Annotated in this window: 20 protein-coding genes and 2 tRNA genes; 7 read left to right on the forward strand and 15 right to left on the reverse strand. The window is 50.8% G+C overall.

Annotated elements, in window-relative coordinates; translation table 11 throughout:
• Positions 1–68: 68 nt before the first annotated feature.
• Positions 69–2,102: an NAD(+) synthase gene (locus ABNV41_RS00190; protein WP_050818895.1), complete on the reverse strand. Its 2,034-nt coding sequence runs from the start codon at positions 2,100–2,102 to the stop codon at positions 69–71.
• A 195-nt stretch (positions 2,103–2,297) separates the two neighbouring features.
• Here ABNV41_RS00190 and ABNV41_RS00195 point away from each other — a divergent pair.
• Positions 2,298–2,372: transfer RNA gene (locus ABNV41_RS00195), tRNA-Gly, on the forward strand.
• A gap of 141 nt (positions 2,373–2,513) precedes the next feature.
• On the opposite strand, the gene ABNV41_RS00200 is transcribed toward ABNV41_RS00195, so the two are convergent.
• Entirely contained in the window at positions 2,514–5,672 is a 3,159-nt protein-coding gene (locus tag ABNV41_RS00200; protein ID WP_050818893.1) for a glycosyltransferase, read from the reverse strand.
• A gap of 319 nt (positions 5,673–5,991) precedes the next feature.
• Between ABNV41_RS00200 and ABNV41_RS00210 the strand changes: the two genes are divergently transcribed.
• Both ABNV41_RS00210 and ABNV41_RS00215 read left to right on the forward strand, forming a co-directional pair.
• The gene (locus tag ABNV41_RS00210; RefSeq protein WP_050818891.1) at positions 5,992–7,413 is read left to right on the forward strand and encodes a hypothetical protein; all 1,422 of its coding nucleotides are present in this window, start codon (positions 5,992–5,994) and stop codon (positions 7,411–7,413) included.
• 130 nt (positions 7,414–7,543) lie between these two features.
• Positions 7,544–10,363, forward strand: coding sequence for a glycosyltransferase (locus tag ABNV41_RS00215; RefSeq protein WP_349934834.1), 2,820 nt, complete (start codon positions 7,544–7,546; stop codon positions 10,361–10,363).
• On the opposite strand, the gene ABNV41_RS00220 is transcribed toward ABNV41_RS00215, so the two are convergent.
• Positions 10,360–11,319: a rhamnan synthesis F family protein gene (locus ABNV41_RS00220; protein WP_050818887.1), complete on the reverse strand. Its 960-nt coding sequence runs from the start codon at positions 11,317–11,319 to the stop codon at positions 10,360–10,362. The genes ABNV41_RS00215 and ABNV41_RS00220 overlap by 4 nt on opposite strands.
• A gap of 114 nt (positions 11,320–11,433) precedes the next feature.
• Positions 11,434–12,188, reverse strand: a protein-coding gene (locus tag ABNV41_RS00225; protein WP_087651418.1) for an IS5 family transposase whose coding sequence is annotated in 2 segments (ribosomal slippage) — positions 11,434–11,849 and positions 11,849–12,188 — 756 coding nt in all. Because the reading frame shifts where the segments join, the coding sequence is not laid out codon by codon here.
• A gap of 107 nt (positions 12,189–12,295) precedes the next feature.
• On the opposite strand from ABNV41_RS00225, the gene ABNV41_RS00230 reads away from it, so the two are divergent.
• Positions 12,296–12,565: an HU family DNA-binding protein gene (locus tag ABNV41_RS00230; RefSeq protein ID WP_003623313.1), complete on the forward strand. Its 270-nt coding sequence runs from the start codon at positions 12,296–12,298 to the stop codon at positions 12,563–12,565.
• A 74-nt stretch (positions 12,566–12,639) separates the two neighbouring features.
• Here ABNV41_RS00230 and ABNV41_RS00235 read toward each other — a convergent pair whose 3' ends face one another.
• The 6 genes from ABNV41_RS00235 to ABNV41_RS00260 form a co-directional block, all read right to left on the reverse strand.
• On the reverse strand, positions 12,640–13,881 hold the full coding sequence (locus ABNV41_RS00235; protein WP_087651648.1) for an MFS transporter: 1,242 nt from the start codon (positions 13,879–13,881) through the stop codon (positions 12,640–12,642).
• 289 nt (positions 13,882–14,170) lie between these two features.
• Positions 14,171–14,245: transfer RNA gene (locus tag ABNV41_RS00240), tRNA-Gln, on the reverse strand.
• A gap of 88 nt (positions 14,246–14,333) precedes the next feature.
• Positions 14,334–14,975: a TetR family transcriptional regulator gene (locus ABNV41_RS00245; protein ID WP_050818885.1), complete on the reverse strand. Its 642-nt coding sequence runs from the start codon at positions 14,973–14,975 to the stop codon at positions 14,334–14,336.
• Positions 14,976–15,032: 57 nt separating this feature from the next.
• Positions 15,033–15,854 carry a pyrroline-5-carboxylate reductase gene (gene proC / locus ABNV41_RS00250; protein ID WP_080986724.1) on the reverse strand — a complete coding sequence of 274 codons (822 nt, stop codon included), beginning with the start codon at positions 15,852–15,854 and terminating at the stop codon, positions 15,033–15,035.
• On the reverse strand, positions 15,854–16,354 hold the full coding sequence (locus ABNV41_RS00255) for a YbjN domain-containing protein (RefSeq protein ID WP_050818884.1): 501 nt from the start codon (positions 16,352–16,354) through the stop codon (positions 15,854–15,856). The genes proC and ABNV41_RS00255 overlap by 1 nt, the downstream gene beginning before the upstream one ends.
• A gap of 56 nt (positions 16,355–16,410) precedes the next feature.
• The gene (locus ABNV41_RS00260) at positions 16,411–16,713 is read right to left on the reverse strand and encodes an accessory factor UbiK family protein (protein WP_050818882.1); all 303 of its coding nucleotides are present in this window, start codon (positions 16,711–16,713) and stop codon (positions 16,411–16,413) included.
• Positions 16,714–16,994: 281 nt separating this feature from the next.
• Between ABNV41_RS00260 and ABNV41_RS00265 the strand changes: the two genes are divergently transcribed.
• Both ABNV41_RS00265 and ABNV41_RS00270 read left to right on the forward strand, forming a co-directional pair.
• Entirely contained in the window at positions 16,995–17,165 is a 171-nt protein-coding gene (locus ABNV41_RS00265; protein ID WP_003623324.1) for a hypothetical protein, read from the forward strand.
• Positions 17,162–18,076, forward strand: coding sequence for a DnaJ C-terminal domain-containing protein (locus ABNV41_RS00270; RefSeq protein ID WP_050818878.1), 915 nt, complete (start codon positions 17,162–17,164; stop codon positions 18,074–18,076). The genes ABNV41_RS00265 and ABNV41_RS00270 overlap by 4 nt, the downstream gene beginning before the upstream one ends.
• Positions 18,077–18,142: 66 nt before the next feature.
• Here ABNV41_RS00270 and ABNV41_RS00275 read toward each other — a convergent pair whose 3' ends face one another.
• Positions 18,143–18,556 carry a hypothetical protein gene (locus ABNV41_RS00275; RefSeq protein ID WP_050818875.1) on the reverse strand — a complete coding sequence of 138 codons (414 nt, stop codon included), beginning with the start codon at positions 18,554–18,556 and terminating at the stop codon, positions 18,143–18,145.
• Positions 18,557–18,721: 165 nt separating this feature from the next.
• Between ABNV41_RS00275 and ABNV41_RS00280 the strand changes: the two genes are divergently transcribed.
• On the forward strand, positions 18,722–18,886 hold the full coding sequence (locus tag ABNV41_RS00280) for a hypothetical protein (protein ID WP_196332598.1): 165 nt from the start codon (positions 18,722–18,724) through the stop codon (positions 18,884–18,886).
• 31 nt (positions 18,887–18,917) lie between these two features.
• On the opposite strand, the gene ABNV41_RS00285 is transcribed toward ABNV41_RS00280, so the two are convergent.
• From ABNV41_RS00285 to argJ, 4 genes are read right to left on the reverse strand one after another with little or no spacing between them, the layout of a single operon-like run.
• Positions 18,918–19,670 (reverse strand): 2OG-Fe dioxygenase family protein, encoded by a 753-nt coding sequence (locus tag ABNV41_RS00285; protein WP_349934835.1) that lies wholly within the window; start codon positions 19,668–19,670, stop codon positions 18,918–18,920.
• Positions 19,663–22,296 (reverse strand): mechanosensitive ion channel family protein, encoded by a 2,634-nt coding sequence (locus ABNV41_RS00290; RefSeq protein ID WP_080986723.1) that lies wholly within the window; start codon positions 22,294–22,296, stop codon positions 19,663–19,665. The genes ABNV41_RS00285 and ABNV41_RS00290 overlap by 8 nt, the downstream gene beginning before the upstream one ends.
• Before the next feature lie 47 nt (positions 22,297–22,343).
• On the reverse strand, positions 22,344–22,973 hold the full coding sequence (locus tag ABNV41_RS00295) for an RDD family protein (RefSeq protein ID WP_050818869.1): 630 nt from the start codon (positions 22,971–22,973) through the stop codon (positions 22,344–22,346).
• Between the two features lie 56 nt (positions 22,974–23,029).
• Positions 23,030–24,277 (reverse strand): bifunctional glutamate N-acetyltransferase/amino-acid acetyltransferase ArgJ, encoded by a 1,248-nt coding sequence (gene argJ / locus ABNV41_RS00300; RefSeq protein WP_349934836.1) that lies wholly within the window; start codon positions 24,275–24,277, stop codon positions 23,030–23,032.
• Positions 24,278–24,316: the final 39 nt, after the last annotated feature.

A 24,316-nucleotide genomic window follows, 5' to 3' on the forward strand; every position in this document is an offset into this window, starting at 1 on the left:
GCCAGTATAGCCCAAGATGGGGCGTAACGCCATCTGGGCAGCGGTGGGTAGAAACCTTCTTTTGTGGCTCAGGCTTCGGGCACATTCTGCTTCAGATCATCCAGCCAGAGGCGGGCATTGCCATCGGAAGGCGCGCGCCAGTCTCCGCGGGGGGAAAGGCTACCGCCGGGCATGACCTTAGGACCATTTGGCATGGCCGAGCGTTTGAACTGGCTGGTTGCAAAAAAGCGCCGCACAAATGTTTCCAGCCAGTGGCGAATGGTGGGCAGGTCGTAGCTTTTTTGTTCTGATGCAGGAAAACCCGGAGGCCATTGGCCCGTTGAGGCATCCTGCCAAGCCTGTTCTGCCAGAAAGGCCACGCGTGATGGGCTGAAACCGTAGCGCAGGATGTAAAACAGCGCGAAATCATGCAGAGCGTAAGGGCCTATAATGCTTTCTGTGCTTTGTGGGCCGTTTTCACCAACGGGTATGAGTTCGGGGGAAATTTCTGTGGCCAGAACATCTGTCAGCACCTTGCCAACAGCCGTGGCAAAATGGCCCGAAGCAATGCACCAGCGGATAAGGTGCTGGATAAGTGTTTTAGGCAACCCTGCATTCACATTGTAATGCGCCATTTGGTCGCCCACCCCATAGGTGCACCAGCCCAGCGCCAGTTCAGAAAGATCTCCTGTGCCAATAACAATACCATGATGCTGGTTAGCAAGCCTGAACAGGAAATCCGTGCGCAAACCTGCCTGAACATTTTCAAATGTAATGTCATGCACGGGCTGCCCATCTGCATAAGGGTGCCGCATGGTGCGCAACATCAGTTCCGCAGCAGGGCGAATATCCAACGTTTCGTGCGTGATGTTCAGTTGGGCCATTAGTGCATTGGCGCTTGCAAGGGTTTTATCCGTGGTGCCAAAGCCGGGCATTGTATAGCCCCGCACGGCACTGCGCGGCCAGCCCAATTCATCCGCTGCACGTACAGCCACCAACAGGGCGTGCGTAGAATCCAGCCCACCGGAAATACCGATAACCATGGCTTTAACGCCGCTTGTTTTAAGGCGCTGCTTGAGAGCTGATACCTGAATGGTAAAGGCTTCAAAGCAGTCCTGCGCCAAGCGCTCTGGAGCAGCGGGCACAAATGGAAAGCGGGAAAGGGGACGTTTGAGCCCAAGGTTTGCAGAAGGAGGCGCTAAGGTAAAGCGAATGCGCCGCCATATCTCTGTATTTTCTTGGCGTGCTGCATCAGCAAAGCTTCCCATACGCAGGCGCTCTTGCCGCAAAAGTGTCAGATCCACATCGGCAATTACAGTGGTTGCGCCGGAGGGGAAGCGTTCGCTCGCGGTAAGCAAGGTGCCATTTTCAAAAATGGCAGTTTGGCCATCCCATGCCAGATCCGTGGTGGATTCACCTTCTCCCGCAGCAGTATAAAGGTAGGCAGCAATGTTACGGGCAGAAAGCGATTGGCACAGCATGTTCCGGGTTTCTGCTTTGCCAACTGTAATGTCGCTAGCTGAAAGGTTGGCAATAATTGTGGCGCCAGCCAGTGCAGCATGTGCCGAAGGCGGGATAGGCACCCACATATCTTCACAAATTTCTACACTTAGGCAAAACGAGGGTACATCTTCTGCTTCAAACAGGAGGTCCACCCCAAATGGTACGGTATGGCCATCAATCTCTATTGTCTGCCCGCGAATATCTGCGCCTGGGCGAAAGTGCCGTGCCTCATAAAACTCGCGGTAATTTGGGATATAGCTTTTAGGCACCACACCCAGAATTTTGCCGGAATGTATAACAACTGCGCAGTTATAAAGCGCGTTCTTCCATAACAGGGGGGCGCCCACTACCAGCACAGGGCACAGCGTGGCAGAAGCCTGAGCCAAGGAAAGAAGAGCTTTTCTGGTTTCTGCCAGAAGGGCTTCCTGTTGCAGCAGGTCTTCCAGCGTATATCCGCATAGCCCCAGTTCAGGGAATACACACAAAACTGCACCATCTGCGGCAGATGCGGAGGCAGATTCCAAGATACGCTGTGCGTTTATGGCCGGGTTTGCCAGTGCTACGGGCAAGGTGCAGGCGGCTACGCGGGCAAATCCCTGATGGTAAAGGGATCGGAACATGGAAGCAGACACGGTTTTCCTTCCTTGCGGCGCAAAAGCGTTTGAGCATCAGTATCAGCACAGGCTGAAAAGCACCAACAGCCCTTTCCAACACAAGAAGGACAGGGCGGAAGAAAGAAAATGCACATTCAGGCATTTTTTTCATTTTCCCTCTTGCCAATCTAAATGATCATCCGTAAAAGGAGCCCATCCAATGCGGGCGTAGCTCAGGGGTAGAGCACAACCTTGCCAAGGTTGGGGTCGTGGGTTCGAATCCCATCGCCCGCTCCAGATTTTCTCAAGAAAATCAGAGCGGTTTACAGAATTCCAGAAATGGAGTTCTGTTTTTTTTTGGCTTATTTCATAAAGCCAAAACCTAAGCCACACAAACAGTCTACCTGCTTGTGGGCTCAGCATTTTTATTCGTAATTTTTAGCTTATCGTAACCTCACGCTGTTTGGCGCTTTTTTGCACCAGCCTGATCCACGGATGGCGTGCTTCTACCAATGAGACTACGCGCTGTTTATGCGCCATTTTTTCTGTCACATTGTTGGTCATGGATGTTTGGTGTACGCGATATTCAGCCAGAACTTCTGGCACATGAGTGCCGCGTAAACCGTATTCGGCCATGGTGCACCAGAGGTCATAATCCTCCCATCCCATTGCATCCCGGCTAACATAGTAACCACCGGCGGCAGCCCATGCCCATTTAGCTACCAGCGCCATAGCATCAATGTAATTCCCAGCAACCAGTTGCATGGGGCGGAAAGGTTCCTGCCCCAATGTTGGGTGTTGGGCAGGGTCTCCAAATTGCTGAATAATTGGGTAGGCGTAAGCGGTTAAACCATCTGTGGCGTTGAGGAGTGTTTCACAGGCATGCGGTAAAAGCCGATTATCTGCATCTAACGGCAGAAAGAATGGGGTTTCAGCATAGGTAACGCCACAGTTACGTGCACCGCCCAACCCTGCATTGGTATTGGTTTGAAGCAGAACAAGGCGATTAAAGCGCGCCGTCTGTTTTTCCATCCAGCTTTTGATCAGGCTGATGGATTCATCTGTGGATCCATCATCAACAACAACAAGATCAAGGATTGGGATGGTTTGCAGCCGAACGGATTCTAGCGCCTCAAGAATAAAGCTTTCGTAGTTATAAGATGTAATAATAACGGTAACGTTTGCTTCTTGCAGAGCATCATGCAGGAACATTACGTTACATTCAGGAATACCCGGTAGGTTGCGCGCCAAGTAATTGCCACGAGCAATCTGCATTTCAGCGGTTTGGGCGGCCTGTTTTTCTCCCTTCAGGCTTTCCATAATAGTGCCCAGAAGAATGGCCTGACGTTGGGGGCCAAAGTGCCACATGACAGCATGATAGGCATCGCGCGCCATACGATGGCGTAAATCTGGGTTCTCAATAAGTGTGCGTAATGCGGTTTCCCACTCATCCGGCGTGGAGGCAAACAGGCCTGTGCGGCCGTTTTCTACGCATTGGCGGAAGGGCGCGGTTGGGGAAACAATGGAAGGCACGCCAGCTAAGGCGGCTTCAAAGAATTTTAATTCACTTTTGGCGTTACAGAATGGATTCTGTGTTTCAAGCGGCGCAATTGAAATATCAAAGCGCGCCAGTTCAGAAGGAAGAGCAGGCAAGGAGCACATGTCTCGCCATTCTATCTGGTCACGCACAGGTTCGAATTCAGGAAACTCGTTCATGAGCAGAACGGGCCGATGGTTTCCTGTTTCACGGAAGAGCACAAGCCGGAGGTTGGGTTTTTCCTGTAATAAGCGTGCAAGAACACCACTAACTTGAGCAAAGTCTTTCTGATGTGTGCGCGAGCCTGTTGCGTAGCCGATACGGATGATCTGTTCAGCAGGATTTAGCTGGCACATACGATATGCTTTGCGGCTTAAAGCCAAGCATTCTGCATTATATGTATTGGGCAGAGTATAGGTAACAGGCTGATACACTCGCATGGCATCTGCTAAGGTATCTGTTGGAGCAAAGCCAATATCTGTGCGCAAAAGGGTGCGCTGCATATCTGTAAAGACTGTTTCAATACGTTGTTCTGTCGCGCCGATACTGCGTATGCCGTCAATGATATCCATACGAGCAAGGCTGGGAATAAATGTAAGGTCATCTGTATCAAAAATAATGGTAATGTTCTGTTCTCGTGCCAGCCGCAGCATGATGTCTACATGACCACTGAATTCCACACGCCACAAAACCATGACATCTGCCCAGTTGATATCATCTGGGCCAACGTCTGCGCAGCGCTTCCATTGTGCGGGAAAACCAGCAAGAGAACAGGCGTCTGCATTGCGGATACAGCGGTAATTTACGCCCGGGGAATCTGGTTCACCAGCAACAAAAAGGACATTGAAACCAGCAGACCGTGAAAGGGGAATGGCGGCTGAAACGGGAGTGGGTTCTGGAACTTCAGGAAAAGTAAGAGCCACAGTTGAACTGTGCTCAAGTAAGAGAGGTTGTGGAGCCGGAGGAGGGTGAGGCAGGGGTTCTACCTGAGGTGGTTGGGGTAGGTCTGGCACATATGGAACAACCACCCCTTTTACCAAGGCGCGAGCAATAGAACGGATAATGCCGGAAGGTGTTGAGAGATACGCTTTAAGCGCATTTTGCGCTTCAGTCCGGTCAAGAACCTCCTGCGCGAACCGGCTCCACAAATCATGAATGTGCTGGGTGTAAGAGGAGTAGGTTTGTTTTAATGACTCTATATATGTACTTAGCGCCCTTATCTGGCTGTTAAGAGCTTCTGTTTGTTGCTGGTAACAGAGTTCTCTCTGCTCAACTGCGTCAACAAATTTTGCTAAGCGGTCTGTAATCTCTTGTTTTTCTTGAATAAGAGCCTGTTGGTTTTTCTGTGCGCTCTGATTGTTCTCATAGTGCGTCAGCATGTGCTGGGAGAAAACGTGACTACGTGTTTGTACCAGATCCTGTTTGAGCGTATTTATCTGGGAATTGGCGGTCGTTAGAAGTGTTTTGTTGAACCAGAAATTTCCAGCAAAGGCGAAGCGTTCACGCAGCAGATTTTTGGCAGTTTTTTCCGCATCTGAAAGTTGGGAATCCGGCGTGAGCAATGGGAATAGGCAGGGAATCTCTGCAATGGCTAGAACGCCCAACCCATTTCCCTGTGAGAATGCAAAGGCTGGAAAGAGGCCGGAAAGATGATTCCATGCTTCTGCATGAGACGAGTCTTTTATACCTTCCAATAGAAGGAGAGTGCCTTTGGGGGCGGAGTTGAGAAGTTGTTGGATAGATTCTGCCGACTTCCACATGCTGGTAGCAATATAAATAGCCAGATTATTCTGCGTGATTGAAGATGGAAAATGCGTCTGGAAGGTAAGCTGGAAAGCTGAGGGATGCAGATTGAAACTAAAACTTAATGTTTCCCTAACGGAAAGGCTGCTTGCAATTAATAATAATCCACTAAAAAAATCTTCTTTAAGAATCCACGTCAGAAAAGGGATATTTTCACACCCACATGTACTATTTGGTATGAGTACGACAGGAGTGAAAAGTGGAGAATCCTCCACTGATGAGAGAGATTCAAGAAGGGGAAAAGACGGTACAGGCATATGTCTGACACGAGTCCATTGATAAAGATAAAAAATTGCAAACAATATTAATGGGCTATTTTATACAGCGATCGAGAAAATTATAAATATTTGTCACTATAGATCGGATGTTTTTTTATTTCATCAAGGAAGGAAAGTTCTTACAGTGCAAACGGTTGGTAATGCTCTGCAATATCAGCTGTTAGCTAGGTAATAACACTATAATCTGCTTGCGTTTCGTGCAGTATTTTGCGAAGCAGGAAAAGATAGCGTTAGATTGCCGTAGGCAGGTTGGAATTTCTGGCTAGCGCGGCAAAATGTAAGAATAAAGGACGGATACATGCCGATTATCACGGTTGTCGGTGCGTCCGGTAATGTTCAGGTTACCGTAGACGGCGCACAGAATTCGGCCCTGTACAACCAGGCCACTGACCTGTCGAACCAGTTGAATTCAGTCATCAGTACTCTTGATGCACAGAATCTTGCTGCTGGCGATACAACCTTTAGCGATGGCAATAAGGCCGGCTATGGGGTTATCACTTCTGCAGGTTCTTACCGCGTTGCAGGTGATGTTGAGCATCTGAGCATTGGTTCCGATGCCAGCACACAGCCCGGTACAGCTCTTGATGGCTGGGTGAACGTGAATGCATATGGCGGCACCGCCAAAAACATGACAGTTCTTGGTGGCACCAATACAGGTATTGCTTTCCGTGCAGGTGATCAGAGCGGCCAGTTCCTGGCTGGTTCTGGCGATAACCTGTTCGAAGGTAATAGCCTGTCCACCGCTGGTAACTGGAACATCATGACCGGTAACGGTGATGACACAGTGAACAGTGGTGCAGGGAACAACACCATCTCTGCTGGTTTGGGCCACAACACCATAGATCTGGGTTCGGGCATGAACTATGTTCATTCCGATGGCCAGGACACCATTACAGCAACCGCTGGCCGCCAGAGCGTTACTCTGTCTGGCAGCAGCTCCACGGTTCAGTTGTCTGACAACTCCCTGGTTGTGGATGCCAATGGTAGCCAGCAGATCACGGTTGGCGGTGCTTCCACCGTTACCGGTGGTTCTCTGGATTACATCAACTTCTCCGGTGCTACAGGCACTGTTGAAGGTGGCCAGAACAGCACGATTTCCGCTGCTCATGGTAACCTGCAGACCGAAAACACCGATTCTGCACTGATCAATGTTTCCGATAATCTCACCTTTATCGGCGGCACGGGCGAAACTACCATTACGGCTGGTCACGCAACCATCTTCGGTTCTAACGGGCTGGATATCCATGTTGGTGCAAGCCAGCAGGGCACGATCAATGGTGCTGGTGCGAACAACCTGTTCGTTGCAAACGATGGTAACGAAACGCTGGATGGTGCATCTTCTGCATTCGGTTTCCAGGCATTCGGTAACAACGCAGGCACAACAGGCACTCAGTCCTTCATTGGTGGCACGGCTTCCGATACGCTGGTTGCCGGTGTAGGCAATGCCACCCTAGAAGGTGGTAGCGGTGCAGCTAACGTGTTCGGTTTCCGTAACAGCGTTGCTGGCGCCGATTACACCATTCAGGACTTTGGTAGCGCTGCTAACAACTCTGTACTGCTGGTTGATTACGATTACACTAAAGCTTCTTTCCAGGCAGACGTTCTGGATAAAGCAACACATAACGGTAACAACACTACAATTACTCTGTCTGACCACAGCCAGATTACATTTGTGAATGTTGATACCCTGAACGAAAACCAGTTTTCTGGTCTGAAGTAAGTCTTTAGAACAGGTTTACGTTCTTGCTTAAAAGGAAAGCCGGGCCTTATGGTCCGGCTTTTCTTTTTGAAATAGGTTGTATAAAAAGATTGTGTGATATTCTTAAAGTATTGTGAAAGAATTAAAGCTTATGGCGTATTCTAAACTGCCGTGTGACACGCCTGAAAAGCAGCAATCTACAGAAGAAGCGCTTACCGCCAGTTATCGGGCCAGTATGCGTATTCAGGCTATGCGTATGGATGGCATAGCTCATGAAGCATCTTCCCTTCGGCATGAACTTTCACAATCACAACATCAACTTAGCATCTGGCAGCATACGTTATCTTGGCGTCTTACGGCTCCGTTAAGAATAGTTCGCCATCTAAGTAAGGGTCAGCTACCAACCGGTCGAAAAATCTCAGATGTTTACCATAGGCTGCAAGAAATTTATCAGGATGAAGGTGCTGCGGGAATACGGTTTCGTATTTCCCACCGTCTGGCACGTTCATCTATTGGCCGTGCTGCTGAGCGTCTATTTGAACGTAAACCAGCCTCGGTTGTTACAAATGCTGATGGTAGGTCCAAGAAAACCACAAGTATTTTAACGCATGAAGAAAAAATAAATCAGGTTTACTCTGCACATATTAGTCAGGAACGATTGAAAGATTTTACGCCTCGGATACTCATTATTGCAGAGTTATCTTTGCGCCAATGTGCCAAATACCGCGTTTGGCAGAAAGAAGAGCAACTACGCTCTTTAGGCTGGCTTGTAGACGTTGTTGATTGGCGAGAAACGGAAGAAGCTCTTTCAGCTCTTCAGGTCTGTACAGAAGTTATTTTTTATCGTGTTCCGGCTTTTCCAGCGGTTGAAATGCTTCTTAAGGAAGCAAGGCGGTTAGAACTTTCTCCATGGTGGGAGGTGGATGACCTTATCTTTTCTGCCGAAGATTATAAGCAGAATGGAAATCTGGCCACTTTGGATAAGCTAGAGCAAGAAGAACTCCTTTTTGGCGTTCGGCTTTTTCGTAAATGCTTGTTGTCTTGCGATAAGGCTATAGCTTCTACGCGTGTGCTGGCTCAAGCTATGCAAAAAGCCGGAATTGAGCGCACTGTTGTTATAGAGAATGCACTGGATCAACAGACGCTGGATGTAGTGGCGGCTATTCAGCAGGACGGTGTGCCCCAGCATGATACGCAGCGTGAAATACGCATTGTGTATGGTTCCGGCACGCGCACACATGATGCAGATTTCAGGTTGGCAGCAACAGGTATTCTTGCCGCCATGCAGGCAGATACACGGCTGACACTCCATATTATTGGCGATCTTACTCTGCCATCGGAGTTTGATGCGATGGGTGACCGTGTACAAACTCAAACGGGTCTGGATTACGCAGCCTATATGAAGCTGTTGGCGCAGGCAGATATTACAATCGCGCCACTTGAACCAACAATTTTTAATGATGCCAAAAGCAATATCAAATTTCTGGAGGCTGCTGTTTTAAGCCTGCCAGTAATCTGTTCACCGCGTGATGCATTTATGCAGATTGTGCAGGATGGCAAAAATGGGCTTGTTGCGCAGACAGATGCAGAATGGCGCGATGCTATTTTAAGGCTGGCGGCAGATAGTACATTACGAAGCACAATAGGCGATCAAGCGCGTAAGGATGTTCTGGGCCATTACAGCCCAGAAGCTATTGTGGAAAATCAGGTGTTGCCAGTATTTGGCAAGCCGAATGTTCAACATGCACCAGAACTCCGTATTTTATGCGCGAATATTTATTATGAGCCACGCTCATTTGGTGGCGCAACGTTTGTTGCCGAAGAAATGACACGCCAGCTTCAGCGGCAGGAAAACACCAAGGTTGCAGTGTTTACGTCCCGTCCAGCTATGCCTGAACGTGGAAAATCCAGCATTCGCTACTGTATGGAAAATACAGATATTCTGGGTGTTCTCACTTCTTCAGATCATGATTCTGTAGCTGGTTTGGATAATACCGATGCCACGCAGGCCTTTAAAAAGTGGGTAGAGGCTTTTCGCCCTTCGGTTGTGCATTTTCATGCAACACAAGGGCTGGGGCTAGGCTGTGTAAGAGTATGTATGGAAAAAAATATTCCTTACGTGATTACCCTGCATGATGCGTGGTGGCTGTGTGAACGGCAGTTCATGGTAAAAGCCAATGGACATTATTGCTTCCAAGAAAAAATCAATCTGCACACGTGCCAGCTTTGTGTGCCCCATGCACGGCATTTGGCTGATCGTCAGATATTGATGACAACGGCCATGCAACATGCGGCATTGCTGCTGACCCCGAGTGCCGAACACCGTGCGCTTTTTATTGCGAATGGAATAGCAGCAGACAAAATTCGTGTGAACCGGAACGGGTTTTTGTGGCCTAAATCTCCTCATACGCCCCGAGTAGCAGGCCAAAAGCTGCGGTTTGGCTATGTGGGCGGTACGGAAGAAATAAAAGGATACTCTCTTGTAAAGCGTGCCTTTGAAGCGCTGAAACGAGATGATTGGGAACTGGTTATTGTTGATAACAAGCTTAATCTTGGTATCAAATCTGTTTACACAGGAGCATGGAAAACACAGGGGCAGGTTTCCACAATTCCAGCTTATACGCGTGAAACGATAGACGCGTTTTTCAATAGTATTGATGTGCTTCTGTTTCCTTCTCAGTGGAAGGAAAGCTATGGTTTAACTGTGCGTGAAGCATTATCGCGCGATGTATGGGTGATCTCTACCGCTCCGGGCGGGCAGGCAGAGGATATTGAGGATGGGGTGAATGGCACCCTTATCCCTATAGATGGCAGGCCAGAAACCTTGCAGATGGCGGTAGAAAACCTTCTGGATACACCCGGATTTATGCAGAACTATGTGAACCCAAACAAAGCTACTCTTGCCACGTTTGAGCAGCAAAGTGCGGAATTGGGGAGTTGGCTGCGCGAAGTGGTGCATGTTTCTGTTTAACGAGCAGACCGTTTCAGGTGGCCTACTTTCCAGCGTAGGCTATCTGCTGTGCTGATAAGATTATAAAGCGCTTGGCCTTTTGTTGTGGTGGCAGTTGGTGCAGATCTGGATTCGTTTTTGCAAAGGCTTTCTGTAATCCATTGTGGGTCAAACCCGCAGGTTGATGGAATAACCTCTGGCCATCGGTGCAAATTCGAGATGGCAAAGCTGTTGTTGCGTAAAAGTTCGCGTTTGATAAAAGGCACTTGCCCAGAGGCAGCAAGGGAATACCAGTGCGTGTGCATAGGGTTGGTGGGTAAAAAGCGAGCTAGGGGAGATTGTAAATCACTCCAGGCGGCCTGAAGGGGAATACCAGCCTCTTGCAGTGCAACAGATAAACCTAACTCGCCATGCCAGATAATTTCATTCCGGCTCATTTGTTCAAAGGGTAGGGAGAAAACGCGCTGCACTGGTGCTGTTTGTAGTGTCTGCTGTGAAAGTCCAACAAACCATGATTGTAAGTGCGGCGTAACAAGTCGTGAGGCAACAGGTCCCCACGCGGGGCGCGTATATGCACGGGCTTGTTTCAGCATGTTGGTAAGCGACCGAAATGGCCCGAAGACACTGTCGTTCGCTAAAAGTATATATGGGGAGTTAGTTGCAACGTTTTTTTCGAACAAAAAACGCCATGCTCCAAAGTCCATTCCTCCATTAGGACGCTGCCAGACGTGAATATTGTTTTTTTTACAGAAAAGAATGGTTTCTTTGTCTGCTGGTGTTTCACCAGAAAGAACCAGATGCAGAATAAAGCCGCAATCCAGAATGTTTTTTAGGTAAAACCGTGTAAAAATTGGTAAAATACCGTCTGGTGCAAATGCAGCAAAAAGACACACAGACCCCGGTGGCAAACCTGTGTCTGAAAAGTCACATGATCCGTTTTTGCTGACAGGATCGGGAGAATTTAAAAGATGCTGCATTTTTTAAGTTGGTTTTTTCATCAAAATGTGACTACAAGCCCTTAAAGCATAGGCATGATAGCCAAATAATTCTTGTGCATACAGTTCTGTCTGAAAGGGAGTTACGGCGTGTCGTCAGTTAAGCAGGATGATGATTGAGGCGAACTGCACGGCTGCGAGGAAGGTCGATTTCAGTTTATCGTAGCGGGTTGCGATAGCGCGAAACTGCTTGAGTTTATTGAAGAACCTCTCAACAAGGTTCCGTTCGCGATAGAGAGAAAAATCGGTTTTCCGTCGTGTCGTTCTGTTGCGTTTTGGCGGGATGACCGGGGTAATCCCGCGCTGTATCAGCCGATCGATCAACCTGTCCGCGTCATACGCCTTGTCAGCAAGGAAAGCATCCGGTTCGATGTTTTCCAGAAGTGGTTCTGCCTGGGTGATATCGGCATCCTGTCCCGGTGTGATGCCGAGTTCCACTGGATTGCCCAGAGCGTCGCAGATGGCATGGATCTTTGTAGTTAGCCCGCCTCGTGATCGTCCGATGGCCTGATCCGTGCCCCTTTTTTGAGAGCTCCGGCACTATGCTGATGCGCTCGGACAATTGTGCTGTCGATCATCATGTATTCGTTGTCGTAATCAGCGGCCAGATAACGAAATATCCGTTCGATGACGCCGCTTTCACACCAGCGGCGCAGACGCCGGTGCACGTTTTTCCAGTCACCGAAACGGGCAGGAAGGTCGCGCCATGGAATACCCGCGCGATAGCGATACAGCACCGCCTCCACGAACAGACGGTTGTTCACCGCAGTGCCGCCGACATAGCCTTCTCGACCAGGAAGAAGATCCTTTATCCGCTCCCACTGGTCATCGCGTAAACTATAGCGCCGCATCTGTCTGTCTCCCCAAAAAATGGGAAAACAGTCAGCACACGCAGACACAAAGTACAACCCTCACGTGCCACTCTCAGGGCTTAACTGACGACACGCCGTAGTACTTCATGAGCAAGGCCTTTATTGCAGCAGTGATCCAGGACTCGATCAACTGCACCGGCGTTGCCGCCAATCAGGCAGCGAATGACCTTATTGATGCAATTGTAGAAGAACTGAAGCGCGAAGGCGGTTTTACCCTTCCTTCTTTTGGTACTTTTACAGTGCGTAAAACCAAAGCTCGTAAGGCTTTGAACCCCCGCACAGGTGAGCAGGTGAAGGTCAAAGCTGGTAAAACGGTACGCTTTAAAGCAAGCCCGAATCTGAAAAAGGCTGTTTAAGCCTCAATATTTGGGTAGCTGAATAAGCTTTGAAAAAGAGCCTTGCGGAATTGCTTCGCAAGGCTCTTTTTTTATCAGGAATGATCAGGTGTGATATTTTCCAACCTATCTAGTTTGCGTAGGCCGGGGAAGAGCATCATCCAGATGCCGCTAATGCACAATGTGCCAATACCACCCAGAACAACAGCAGGGACTGGACCAATAGCGGCAGCGAGCATTCCGCTTTCAAACTCTCCCAACTGGTTGGATGAACCGATAAAGAGCATGTTCACGGCAGAAACGCGGCCACGCATTTCATCCGGTGTGCCAAGTTGGACCAATGCACCACGCACCATAACGCTAATTACGTCAGCTCCGCCCAATATCGCCAACATGATAACTGAAACGGCAATGGAGCGAGAAAAACCAAAGGCAATAGTGGCAAAGCCAAAAATGGCAACGGCCGTAAACATCCATAAGCCTGCATGTCGTCCTAATGGATGACGCGCCAGAACAGCCGCTACCAATAATGCACCAATACCTGGTGCAGCCCGCAGCAAGCCTAACCCCCAAGGGCCTGCATGCAGAATGTCATTTGCAAAAATGGGAAGCATGGCTGTTGCTCCCCCTAATAGAACAGCAAACAGATCCAGAGAAATGGCGCCTAGCATGGTGGGTTTGCGGCGTAGAAACGCAATACCACCAAAAACAGCACCGAGTGTTGCAGGCTGTTTGGCGCGGGTTGGAAATTGCAATTTCATGGAAAAAGTACAAAACGCAGCAATAGCAAAGCTGAGCGCACACAACGCGTAACATACGCCTGCCCCCAAGCCATAGAGCAATCCGCCCAAAGATGGCCCTGCGATACAGGCGACCTGAAACAGGGAAGAAGAAAGAGCTGCTGCACGGGGAAAGAGCGCTGGAGGAACCAGAGAAGGCAGAAAGGTTTGCTGTGCAGGTGCTTCAAAGGCACGGCAGATGCCAAATATGACCACCAGCCCGTAGATCATGAGGGACGTGAGATGGTGAGAGAAAGAAGCATATGCCATAAACGCTGTCGCAAGCGCTTCAATCACCTGGCAGAAAATAACAATGCGTTGCCTGTTATGTTGGTCTGCTGCGTGCCCGGCAGGGAATATAAACAGCACCATAGGTAGAAATTGTGCCAGCCCAACAAAGCCTAAGGCAGCAGCGCTGTGGGTAAGGGCATAAACCTGCCACCCTACGGCCACCGCCTGTACTTGAGATGCAAAGGCAGAAAGTGTTCTTCCGCCTAGAACAGCAGGAATACCTTGTTGCCTTAAAAGTGAAGGAGACGGTGTGGAAGGGTTTGTCATGAGAACAGGGGCAGTCTGATAGAGCAAAAGGAAAAGCGCCAATGGCGTTTTCTATCAGACAAAGGAATATTCCGTAACGTCAAGAGTAAGTGTGAGTATAAGAAAAGCACCGCAAAATGTCTTCTCTTTCAGCATATAATATTCTGAACATATTTTTGGATCTATACAATATAAAATCAAAAATTAATATTTCTACTGTGTAAGAAAGTAAGATTTCTTATGTAATGCCAAAAACAAACGCAAGGTGCTGTTTTTAAATACAATGGTAATTTTTGGGAATATTGAGCTCTGGCTGGGGCGGGAGGATTCGAACCTCCGCATGGCGGAATCAAAATCCGCTGCCTTACCGCTTGGCTACGCCCCATCAGCATTAAGCTGCCAGTGCCGCCCTTTTAAGGCAAACTGGCAGCTTTCGTAAAGTGTGTTTTTCAGATCTTTATCAAAAGACGGAATTAGTGACCTTCTGCGAAGCTGGAATCCGCATCTGGCAGAGCTTCCAGATCAGGCAATCCATCATCCAGAGAGGCTGCTTCATCACCTGCGGGAAAGAGGCCAAAGCGGGCGGCTTTGTCTAAAGCCTGATCTAAAGCGGCCATGGTGCTGCCCATATCGGGGCTGTCATCTTTTTCCCATGCGCGCAAAGTATGGGTCCATATGCCCACAATCATGTTCACGCGCACAAAGCCACCTAGCCCGTTGGCGTTAATGCCAGCGGCATCTGCCATCCAACGCATGCTTTCAAGCGTGGCTCCCCCCAGAATAATAGCGAGGGGCGGATCCATAGGCAGGCTGCGCAGCACAGAACCAAGGCCATCGCGATATTGCTGAAACACATCCAGCCGCCGCATCAACAGGTCAAACAGGCGCTCACGTGTGTTGCCGCTTACTGTATCATCAGCTAGCGCCACATCATCCGCCATGCGGCCAAGACGGAGCAGAATGGAAGCCTTAAGCGGAAAGCGCTGCCGTGCCTCACGCAAGGAAAGACCGGCATCGCGCGCTGCATCCAATACAGAAATGCCAGACCAGCCGCGTTCTGCAGCAAGCGTTAGAGCAGATGAAACCAGCGCTGCATCAAAATCATCATTGTCCATTTAAAAACCTGCGGGAGAAGAAAGAAAAATAATATTCAATGGGCATAAAGGCAAAAATCAGGATGCAAGTTCCTTGGCGCGCTTAACAGCCGCCGCAATGGCGGTTGAAACGGCCTGTGGCCATGCATCGGACGCCATAAGAACTTTTAGCGCGGCTTCTGTGGTGCCGCCGGGGCTTGTAACGTTCTTGCGTAATTCTGCAGCATCGGTTGGGAGTTGGTGCAACATCTGCCCCGCACCATAAATGGTGCCACGTGCCAATGTGCGAGCCGTTGTGGCATCCAACCCTTGTTCCACACCGGCCTGTTCCAGAAGCTCCGCCAGAAGGAAAACATAAGCTGGCCCGCTACCGGAAATGGCAGCTACGGAATCAATCAGCCCTTCCTGTTCAACCCATACGGTGTCACCTACAGCGCTGAGGAGTTGATCACACTGCTTTTTCTGCTCTTCAGAGGCTTCGGGGGGGGCATAAAGCCCGCTCATACCAGCGCCCAGAGCAGAAGGTGTGTTGGGCATGCTTCTGATAATAACTGGAGAAGCCGCCGCATTTCCTTCCCGGCAAGCTGCCAGCAGGCTGGCAATGGTGCGGCCAGCCATAACGGAAAGCAGGGTGCTGTTCGGAAAGCGCTGGGCCAATTCTGCCAAAACCCCATTAGCTTTTTGGGGTTTGACAGCAACCAGAATAATATCTGGTTCAAAGTCAGCCGGAATTGCATCGAGAGAGCGCACAACACGGTGGGGCGCAGGAAGCTCCGTAAGGTGCCGGTCCATAATTACAGAAGGGGCTAATCCGCGCGCAAGCCAGCCTTCCAACATGGCACCGCCCATTTTACCGCAACCGACCAAAAGAATAGAGGGCAGGAGGGGGCTGTTTGTCACTATGCTTCTCCCTGACAATCAATCATGGCTGTTGCGAGCGCTGTTTTGGCATCCAGCCCAGCGTGCAGAAAAAAGCGAAAAGCAGGATAAAAGCGTTCGCATTCAGCCAATGCAATATCAATCATGTCTTCAAATACATCGGTCACGGCTGGTGTGCCGCGTAACAGCAGCGCATGGCGAAAGAGCAGAACGCCGTCTTCTGTGTCTAGGCTGAAGTGCCCAACCCATATTTGCTCATTCGCCAGTCCGATCAGTTCATACAGATCGGCATGCTGTGTGGGGGCTGCCTTAAGATCAAACGCGCAGGTAAACAGAATAGCGCCCAGTTCGGCAGACCATGAAAAGAACAACCCATAATCACACCAGCGGGAAGGGGCTTCTGCCGCCATTTCCGTGGGGGTGCAGCGTTCGAATGTCCACCCATGTCCACCAATCACCTGTTCCATCAGGTCAAGCGGGTTGGTGAGCATGGCGGATGCTTCAGAGGTTAATGCTGGCATGGGGGTACTCCGTGCCTGCGGGAAGGCAGAAAAGAATATTGCGGGGAAGCGCGGCTTCAACCGTGGTGCTGATGCCCATGTTCACCGGTGTTATGGGCGAGTTTGTGTTCCAAAGCCGTCACGCGTTCTTCCAGCGCAGCCAAGCGGCGTTCGGCTTCTTCTTGGCCAATGCGGGCTTGGGCAGCCAGATCACGCATCACTTCAAACTCTTCACGGCGCACAACCTGCAGACCTGTCAGCACTTCGTCCACGCGGCTGCGAACAATAGCGTGAATTTCTTCACGCACACCTGTAAGGGCAGAAAAAGCTCCACCGGCCACGCCGGCAAGATCATCAAAAAAGCGCGGTTTGTTAGCCATGACCGGTGTCTCCATCATTTTGGTTAAACGGCATAAATATGAGCAAAGTGTGTTGATGCCGTTATCTTATGTTCTGGGCTTTATAAAGAGTATGAGCGCCAGATGCCACGCCTTACTTTTAGCGGCTGCGGGATATCTGGGTATCAGCCATTCATATGGTGCCGGGCATCCATTGACCGCGCCTGCGAGCGTTCCCATTATTATAAGTAATGTAATGAAAAAGCTGAGGGCACATGCATGCTCTTTTTATGCGGCCTTCAGGGATATGGAGAAAGTGATTTATGAACAATTTAACGGCGGAGGCATATCTTAAACCCCGCCTGGAAGCTTTTGTGAAAGAGGCAGAACAGGCCGGGTATTCCCGCGATGTTGTGATTGCTCTGCTTATGAGCCTGTTGGATACGGATAATTTTTCCGATTCCAGCCCCGCTAAGCAGGGAGGTGCCGCATGAGCGTGCGTGATCCGTATGATGTGCTGGGTATTTCCAAAAGTGCCAGCCAAGATGATATTCGCAAGGCCTATCGCAAGTTAGCTAAAAAATATCACCCGGACCTGAATCCGGATGATAAAAAAGCGGAAGAAGAATTCAAGGCCGTTAATCAGGCGAACGATCTGCTGTCAGATCCAGAAAAGCGTGCGCGTTTTGACCGGGGTGAAATTGATGCCGCCGGGCAGGAACGTCATCCCGGTTTTGGTGGTGGCGGTGGTTTTAATGATTTTGGCGGTGGTGCTGGTGGCTTCCGCTACAGCGGTGGTCCCGGTGGCGCAAGTGGCTTTACCGAAGAAGATCTGAGTGATCTTTTTGGGGGCATGTTTGGTGGTGGCGCACGGGCGCGTCGGTCTGGCCCACGCAAAGGGGCAGATCGTTCCTATACGCTCAAGGTCAGCTTTCTGGATGCGGTGAACGGCGGCAAATCTCGTATTACCTTGCCAGAAGGCAGCACGCTTAATGTGACAATCCCGCCGGGGATAGAAGACGGTAAGGTGCTGCGCCTGCGTGGCAAAGGGGCACCCGGCGTGCAGGGTGGCCCTGATGGGGATGCGCTGATTACTGTTACCGTGATGCCTGATCCCACATACACGCGGGAAGGGAATGATCTGCGGGAAAATTTGGATGTAGATCTTAAAACCGCAGTGCTTGGTGGGGCTATTATGGTGCCAACCCCAACCGGAACGGTAAAGATGAATGTGCCAGCAGGTTCGGATACAGGGAGCGTGCTGCGGCTGCGAGGCAAAGGTGTGCAGGCACATGGCTCTCGCCCAGCAGGCAACTTGTATGTGACGCTACAAGTAAAAATTGGCAAGCCAGATGCGGCTTTGCAGGAGTTCCTGAAAAATTGGAAGCCTGTAGAAGATAAGTAATTCAGATATGTAAGTCTTCCTCCGCCCATAATATTATGGGCGGAGGAATTGGTGGAAATTCAGCTGTTAGCCGTCATCACGGTACAGAGGGATTTCCATTTTATGCCCGTCTTTCTTAACCAGAACCAATTGAGCCGTATTTTCTGAAAGACGTGTAAGCGTAGCAGTTACGTCGTCTTGCTGCCCTTCCCATACTTCATTGGATTTACGTGCCAGAGCAAAGTGGTTTTGTTTTACAACTTTGCTAATGTTGTCAGGCACAACAACCAATAAACGTGCAGCGGGGCCAACTGCCCGGTTACCCATAATGGTAATGGGCTCCATAACCATTGTGACAGCCCATTTGCCCATAAAACTTGCAATGGAATAAGGCTGGGCTGGCCCGGCTTTTTCTGTGGTTGCAGGGGTGTTGGAGGGTTGAGCAAACACGGGAGAGACAAGGAGGCTGGTGGCGAGCAGTACCGAGGCAATCTGTTTCAAGTCTGAAACTCCAAATGAATTTCTTCTTATGTGAACCTCCGGCAGGGGTGGCGTCCACCCATTTTAAGACATGGGCCACCCCATAGACCTTGACGAAAGGGGTAATCGTAGCCAGATAAGTGCTACAAACAAACCAGCATTGCATAAAACGAAAAGGGTACAGGTATGAGTGAAGCAGAACGGCAAAACAGTATAGTTTCTCCGGCTTCTGCAGCTTCTGCTTATGATACCATTTCTTTTAAAGAGTGCTGCCAGATGGCGGGAGCCATGTTTTTTGTATTTGCCTGTCTGGCATTAGGTCTGCACGCCATTTATTACGCAGGATACTAACAAAAAGGCCGGATAAACCGGCCTTTTCCTTTTACTCGTGGCGAAGTGTCACAACCAATACATCACGATAAGCAGGTAAGGCGGTGTTTACAGCCTGCACAGGCGTTACCCCATGATACACGCGGCTATCGTTTACAAATGCGGTATCCAGAGGATTGGTTAGCGTAAAGCCGCCCACGCGTTGGCGGTTAAGATCGTGAATGGATGTTTCTCCGCGGGCAATATTTTCTCTGCGGATCATCACAACACAAACCCAATCTACACCATCTCGGTGCAGTCCTTCTGGCGTAGGCTGTCCGGCAGTATCTTTGCTGGCTTCAATGCGGAACTGATGAATTTCTGCATGCCATGCTGAAGGACGTTGCTTGGCAGGGGTCATGTCCACTGCCAACCGATGCATCAGCTTTAGAATGGATAGTAAAGCCGGGTTATTGCCAATTTCTGGCAGCACAGGCTGAAACCAGCGTTCAATCCCGCCATTCAGCGTATTGTAATCTCGGCTCTGATAATGGGGCTGATGGGGTTTGCGCAGGATTTCCTGATCAGAAAGTGAGAACGTGGCATACCGGCGGCGGCGGTATCGCCCGCCATCCGCCATATACCGGTCACACCCCAGATCATTCCAGCTTGCGGCAAACTGATCCCAATCAGCTAACCCAAAACCTTGCAGAATGGGGCGCATGCTTGCCGCTTGCAGGAAGGCAAAGCCCTCCTGCGCCAGCGGTTTTTCAATACAATCAAGGGATATTGCACCCCCTGAAAGGGTCTGGCCGGTTTCAGGCATGTGGTGGTTCTTTTGCTGCAGGCGGTGCTTCTGGGGCAGAAGGTTTGGCTTCTTCCTGCGCCTGAGCTGCACGTTGGTTGATTTTTTCAAGCAGTTCCGGCGGCATTGTGTCCATTGCCAAATGGACCGGCGTGCCGGGCGGTGTGGTGGAGTAAGATGTTGGCGTGTAGAATTTTACACCTTGAGCTGCCATGCGGTTTGCAATGCGGCGGTAAAACTCGCGCTGTACTTTCCACTTCATCATAGGTGCGGTTTTGATGGAACCCACCAGCACAGCACCGTTTCCGTCCGAACTATCAACACCCAGATCAACATAATCGGACAGGATGATGTTTTTGTAAGCGTCTTCCTTGCGCATTTCCTGAACGGTGTCCTGCATGATCTTGGCAACGCGTTCGCTGCTTTCGGTCAGATCCACCGTCTGGTGCACAATAACCTGGTTAAACCCACGGGCGGTATTGGCAATGGAGGTTACGGACGAGAAGGGAATGATATGCAGGTCACCATCCACAGAGCGCACGCGCAATGTACGGATGGAAAGATGCTCAACAATACCGGCAATCCCTCCGGTGGTCACCCAGTCCCCTACCTGAATGGCATCTTCCGCCAGCATGAAGAAGCCGGTGATAACGTCTTTAACCAAGCTCTGAGAACCAAAGGAAAGACCAACACCCAAAATACCGGCACCGGTTAGCAAGGGCGTGACGTTAATACCAATTTGGGAGAGCGTGGTAACCGCCACAAAGATGATGATAACGGCCAGCAGGACAGTGCGGATAATAGGCAGCACTGTACGCAGCCGGGCTGCGCGTGCGGCCTGTGCGCTAGAGGTGTAACGGGTAATCTGTTTTTCCAGCAGGCCGTTCACCACTTCCCACGCCACAGCGGCAACTGTCATGCCAATAAGCAGGCAGATAGCAGCGCCAATCAGGCGGCCACCAAGTGCGGAATCAAAGAAGAAGCGGAAGCTGGGGATGCTCCAGCTTTGAGCAAGGCAGACAATGGTGATGAAAATAATTGCAATGGTGATAATCCGGCGCACGAACGGATAATAGAAATCCGCCCGTTTTTGCATGCCCGGATAACTGGCTTCCAGCGTGGGGCTGATGCGGAACAGTCTGTCCTGCAACCCGTATGCCAACAAGGCAATAACGCGGGAAAGCACCAAGCACAGGAATGTTAGCAGTGTTCCACGCAGGATCCACTGATACCCACCTTTAAGATGTGCAGCCCAGACAAACCACAGCGCCATGTCCAGGAACATCACGGGCACCCACCACACATGTGCCAGCGTGCCAGCAAAAGCCCACAGGGCATTTTTACGCATGTTGGGGGAGGGTTGCAGTGCCCGTGCCACAATATGGCGGAGGCGCCAGATAAAGGCAGCAATAATCAGATGCTGGATCAGCACTACAGCACGCTGCATGGCATCCACACCGCGGGGGCTGAGGTCAAACTCACTTCCCAAGGTTGAAAGGCAGATCACAATGGAAGGGGCTGCCACTAACACGTTCCACCACCGCGTAAGCAAATGTGCGGTTTCATCCGATGCAGGAATAAGCCGGATAGCAGGGGAGCGTGGTGCCAATGTTGTTTCCACAACCAGATAAAGCCCACGCGCAATGGCGTAAGCATTGATAAGGGTGAGGGAAACAGTGTGGGCTTGTGCCGTAGTGGTTAGGAATTCTGCGCCCAGATAGCCGACAAGCAGGCATACCCCAACGGGCAGCAGCTTGATAAGAAAATGCAGCACATTATACGGCACGCGCACTAAGTAACGGAGCACCTCAGTGCCGCGTCGCTGATCGTTTTCACGGGTTTGCGTGGTATTCGCATCGTTTGCTACTGCGGCATCGCTGCTGTCGGCTGCGGCAGCAGTTTCGGCTGAGGCTTCCAGCCGTTTTTCCCGGTTTTCTGCGTGCTGCGTGACAGAGTTCAGCGGTTTGCGCATGGCAATGCTGGTGGCGCGCTCCAGAACCAGGGCGAGACCAATAATCAGCAGGGCGCGGCTAAACGCATCAATCAGAGTTTGCCGAGAAGCCGGATTGCGGATTTCATTTTTAAACCATGGGCCAACAACACTCAAATCTTTGAAAAGGCTGGTGAAGTTGTTCAGGTAGCCATGAATCGAGCTTTGCAGCGTATCCAGTTCTGAATGGACATCGCTGTCTATCACAGCGTTATCTGTCTGTGGTTTAGCTGCTGCGGGCGCTGGAGCCGCTTTGGGTGTGGCGGCGGGTTGTGCAGCAGGTAAGCCCTTGGCCATGAGGGAAAGAGTTTTGGAAAACTCCTCCCGCTTTTGCGGATCGTTCAGAACGTTCAGCAATTGCTGAGCATCCTGTTGTGTTAGGCCGTTGGTTTGAGGAACCGCTGCTGCCGTATCTGCCCGCGCATGCGTTACAGGGAAAAGGAAACTCAACCCCAACGCAAATAGGCAAAAAAGACGACAAAGCCATGCAGCCAAAGAAGGCGACTGAGGCGGAGAGGGTGAAAAGGATAGACTCTGATCCGGGCTATTGGCCGCCATGGGGGCGCTGCATCCTTTGCTGAACGGGTAAGATAATAAGGGCACGCAAAAAATTGCCGCCCAATTTACCTCTAGGGTAGGAGGCAAATTGGGCGGCATCAAGATGATGCGTGCTGATAGCAGTTGTTCAGGAAGGAGCGGGTAAGTTACCGGTGTGGTTGAAAGGGTGCCACTTGCTGCGTTTCTGCCCGGATAACCAACGTGCCGGCTATAAGATCATGCAGCCCCTGCTTGCGCCGCGTAAACGCAACCATGATGACGCCGATATACAGCAGCGGAAAAGAGATAAAGGCCTTGATGACAAAGCGCAGAATAGCTTGTGCTAAACTGATTTGCCCGCCTGAAAGTGTGACCACTTCCAGCCTACATACCCGCTTGCCCGGTGTGCCACGGAGGGAAGATGCCTCAAACAACACATAATAGACTGCCGGAATAAGGGCGAGCAGCAAGCTGGCAAGTGGCCAGGGCCCTGTATGAATGTGCGGGATAAGAACCGAGATGTTTTCTGGTTGCACGAAGGAGGCAATATCTACCACATTCATGCTTTGCCCAGAGCCATCAATGGGGAGTTCCTGCCAATCCACAGTGACATTGGGGGCAACAAAAAAACCTAAAATGGTTTCTATGGCTCCAAGAATAATGCCATCAATCAGAAAGGCCCATACCCGCCACCAGAAACCAGCGTAAATCCATACAGGAGCGGGTGTGCCGGGCTGCATTCCATAAAAATCGCCAGAAGGTGCCCCCCAGCCGGGAGGCGGTGCCGAATTGGACATAAGAACCTGCTCCGCAGGAAAGATAAGTAAATAAGCAGTGGGGCAGAAAGAGGCGTTTAGCTGCGGTAAGACCCATTGATATCGATATAGCCGTGGGTCAGATCACAACTCCAGGCCTGAGCGGTGCCTGTGCCAAGGCCAAGATCAACAGCAATGTCGATTTCCTGCCCTTTCATATGCGCCACTACGGGGGTTTCATCATACCCATCTACAACGGTGCCGTTACGGGCAATGCATACACCGCCAATAGAGACAGAAAGCGTGTCACGGTCTGCGGGTTCCCCACATTTGCCAACTGCCATAACAACACGCCCCCAGTTGGCGTCTTCTCCCGCTACGGCAGTTTTCACCAGTGGGGAGTTACCAATAGCCATAGCCACACGCCATGCAGATTGGTCGGAAACAGCACCGCTGACCTTAATGCTCATCAGCTTGGTAATGCCTTCACCATCCCGAATGACCAACAGGGCGAGATCGTGCAGAACGGCGTTCAACGCAGTGCGGAAATCAGCCAGATCCGGGTCTGTCAGCGCATCGGTGGTGGCGGCAATGGCCGGGTTCTGCGCTGCTCCGGTCGCAAACAGCAGCACCATGTCGGAGGTTGAAGTATCCGAGTCCACCGTAATGCAATTGAAGGTTTTCTGGATGCCAGCGCTCAACAGGGCCTGAAGCACCGGAGCGGGCAGTTTGGCATCGGTTGCCACAAAGGCCAGCATGGTGGCCATATCAGGTGCAATCATGCCACTGCCTTTGGCAATGCCCTGAATAATAACTTCCGTGCCTTTAATGGTGGCTTTGCGGACGGCAGCTTTTGGGAAGGTATCCGTGGTCATGATCCCGCGTGCGGCATCTTCCCACCCGTTTTCCGAAAGGGCGGTATGCAGAGCCGGAAGCGCGGAGGTGATGCGCTCAGCAGGCAGAATTTCTCCAATAACGCCGGTAGAAGCCAAATAAACATTTTCGGCAGAGCAGCCTGCCAGCTTGGCAGCGGCCTCTGCTGTGGCCTCGCATGTTTTGCGTCCGGCTTGACCGGTAAATACGTTGGCGTTCCCTGCGTTTACAACCAGTGCGCGGGCTTCACCTTTGGGCAGAACAGCACGGCACCAATCTACAGGTGCTCCGGGGCATTTGGATTTGGTAAATACGCCCGCAACGGTGGTGCCGGGGGCCATTTCTGCCAGAACCAGATCTGTGCGACCCTTATAGCGAATACCTGCTGCAATAGCGCCAAGGCGAATCCCACGCACAACACCAAGTTCCGGCATTGGTAGGGCCAGGGGGGAAACGGGGATTGTCTGCGCCATCTGGCGGTATCCTTAAAGGGTATCTGTGCAAAAACCTCG

This window comes from Acetobacter sp. A11-2 (genome assembly GCF_040208445.1).
Lineage (GTDB): Bacteria > Pseudomonadota > Alphaproteobacteria > Acetobacterales > Acetobacteraceae > Acetobacter > Acetobacter oryzoeni.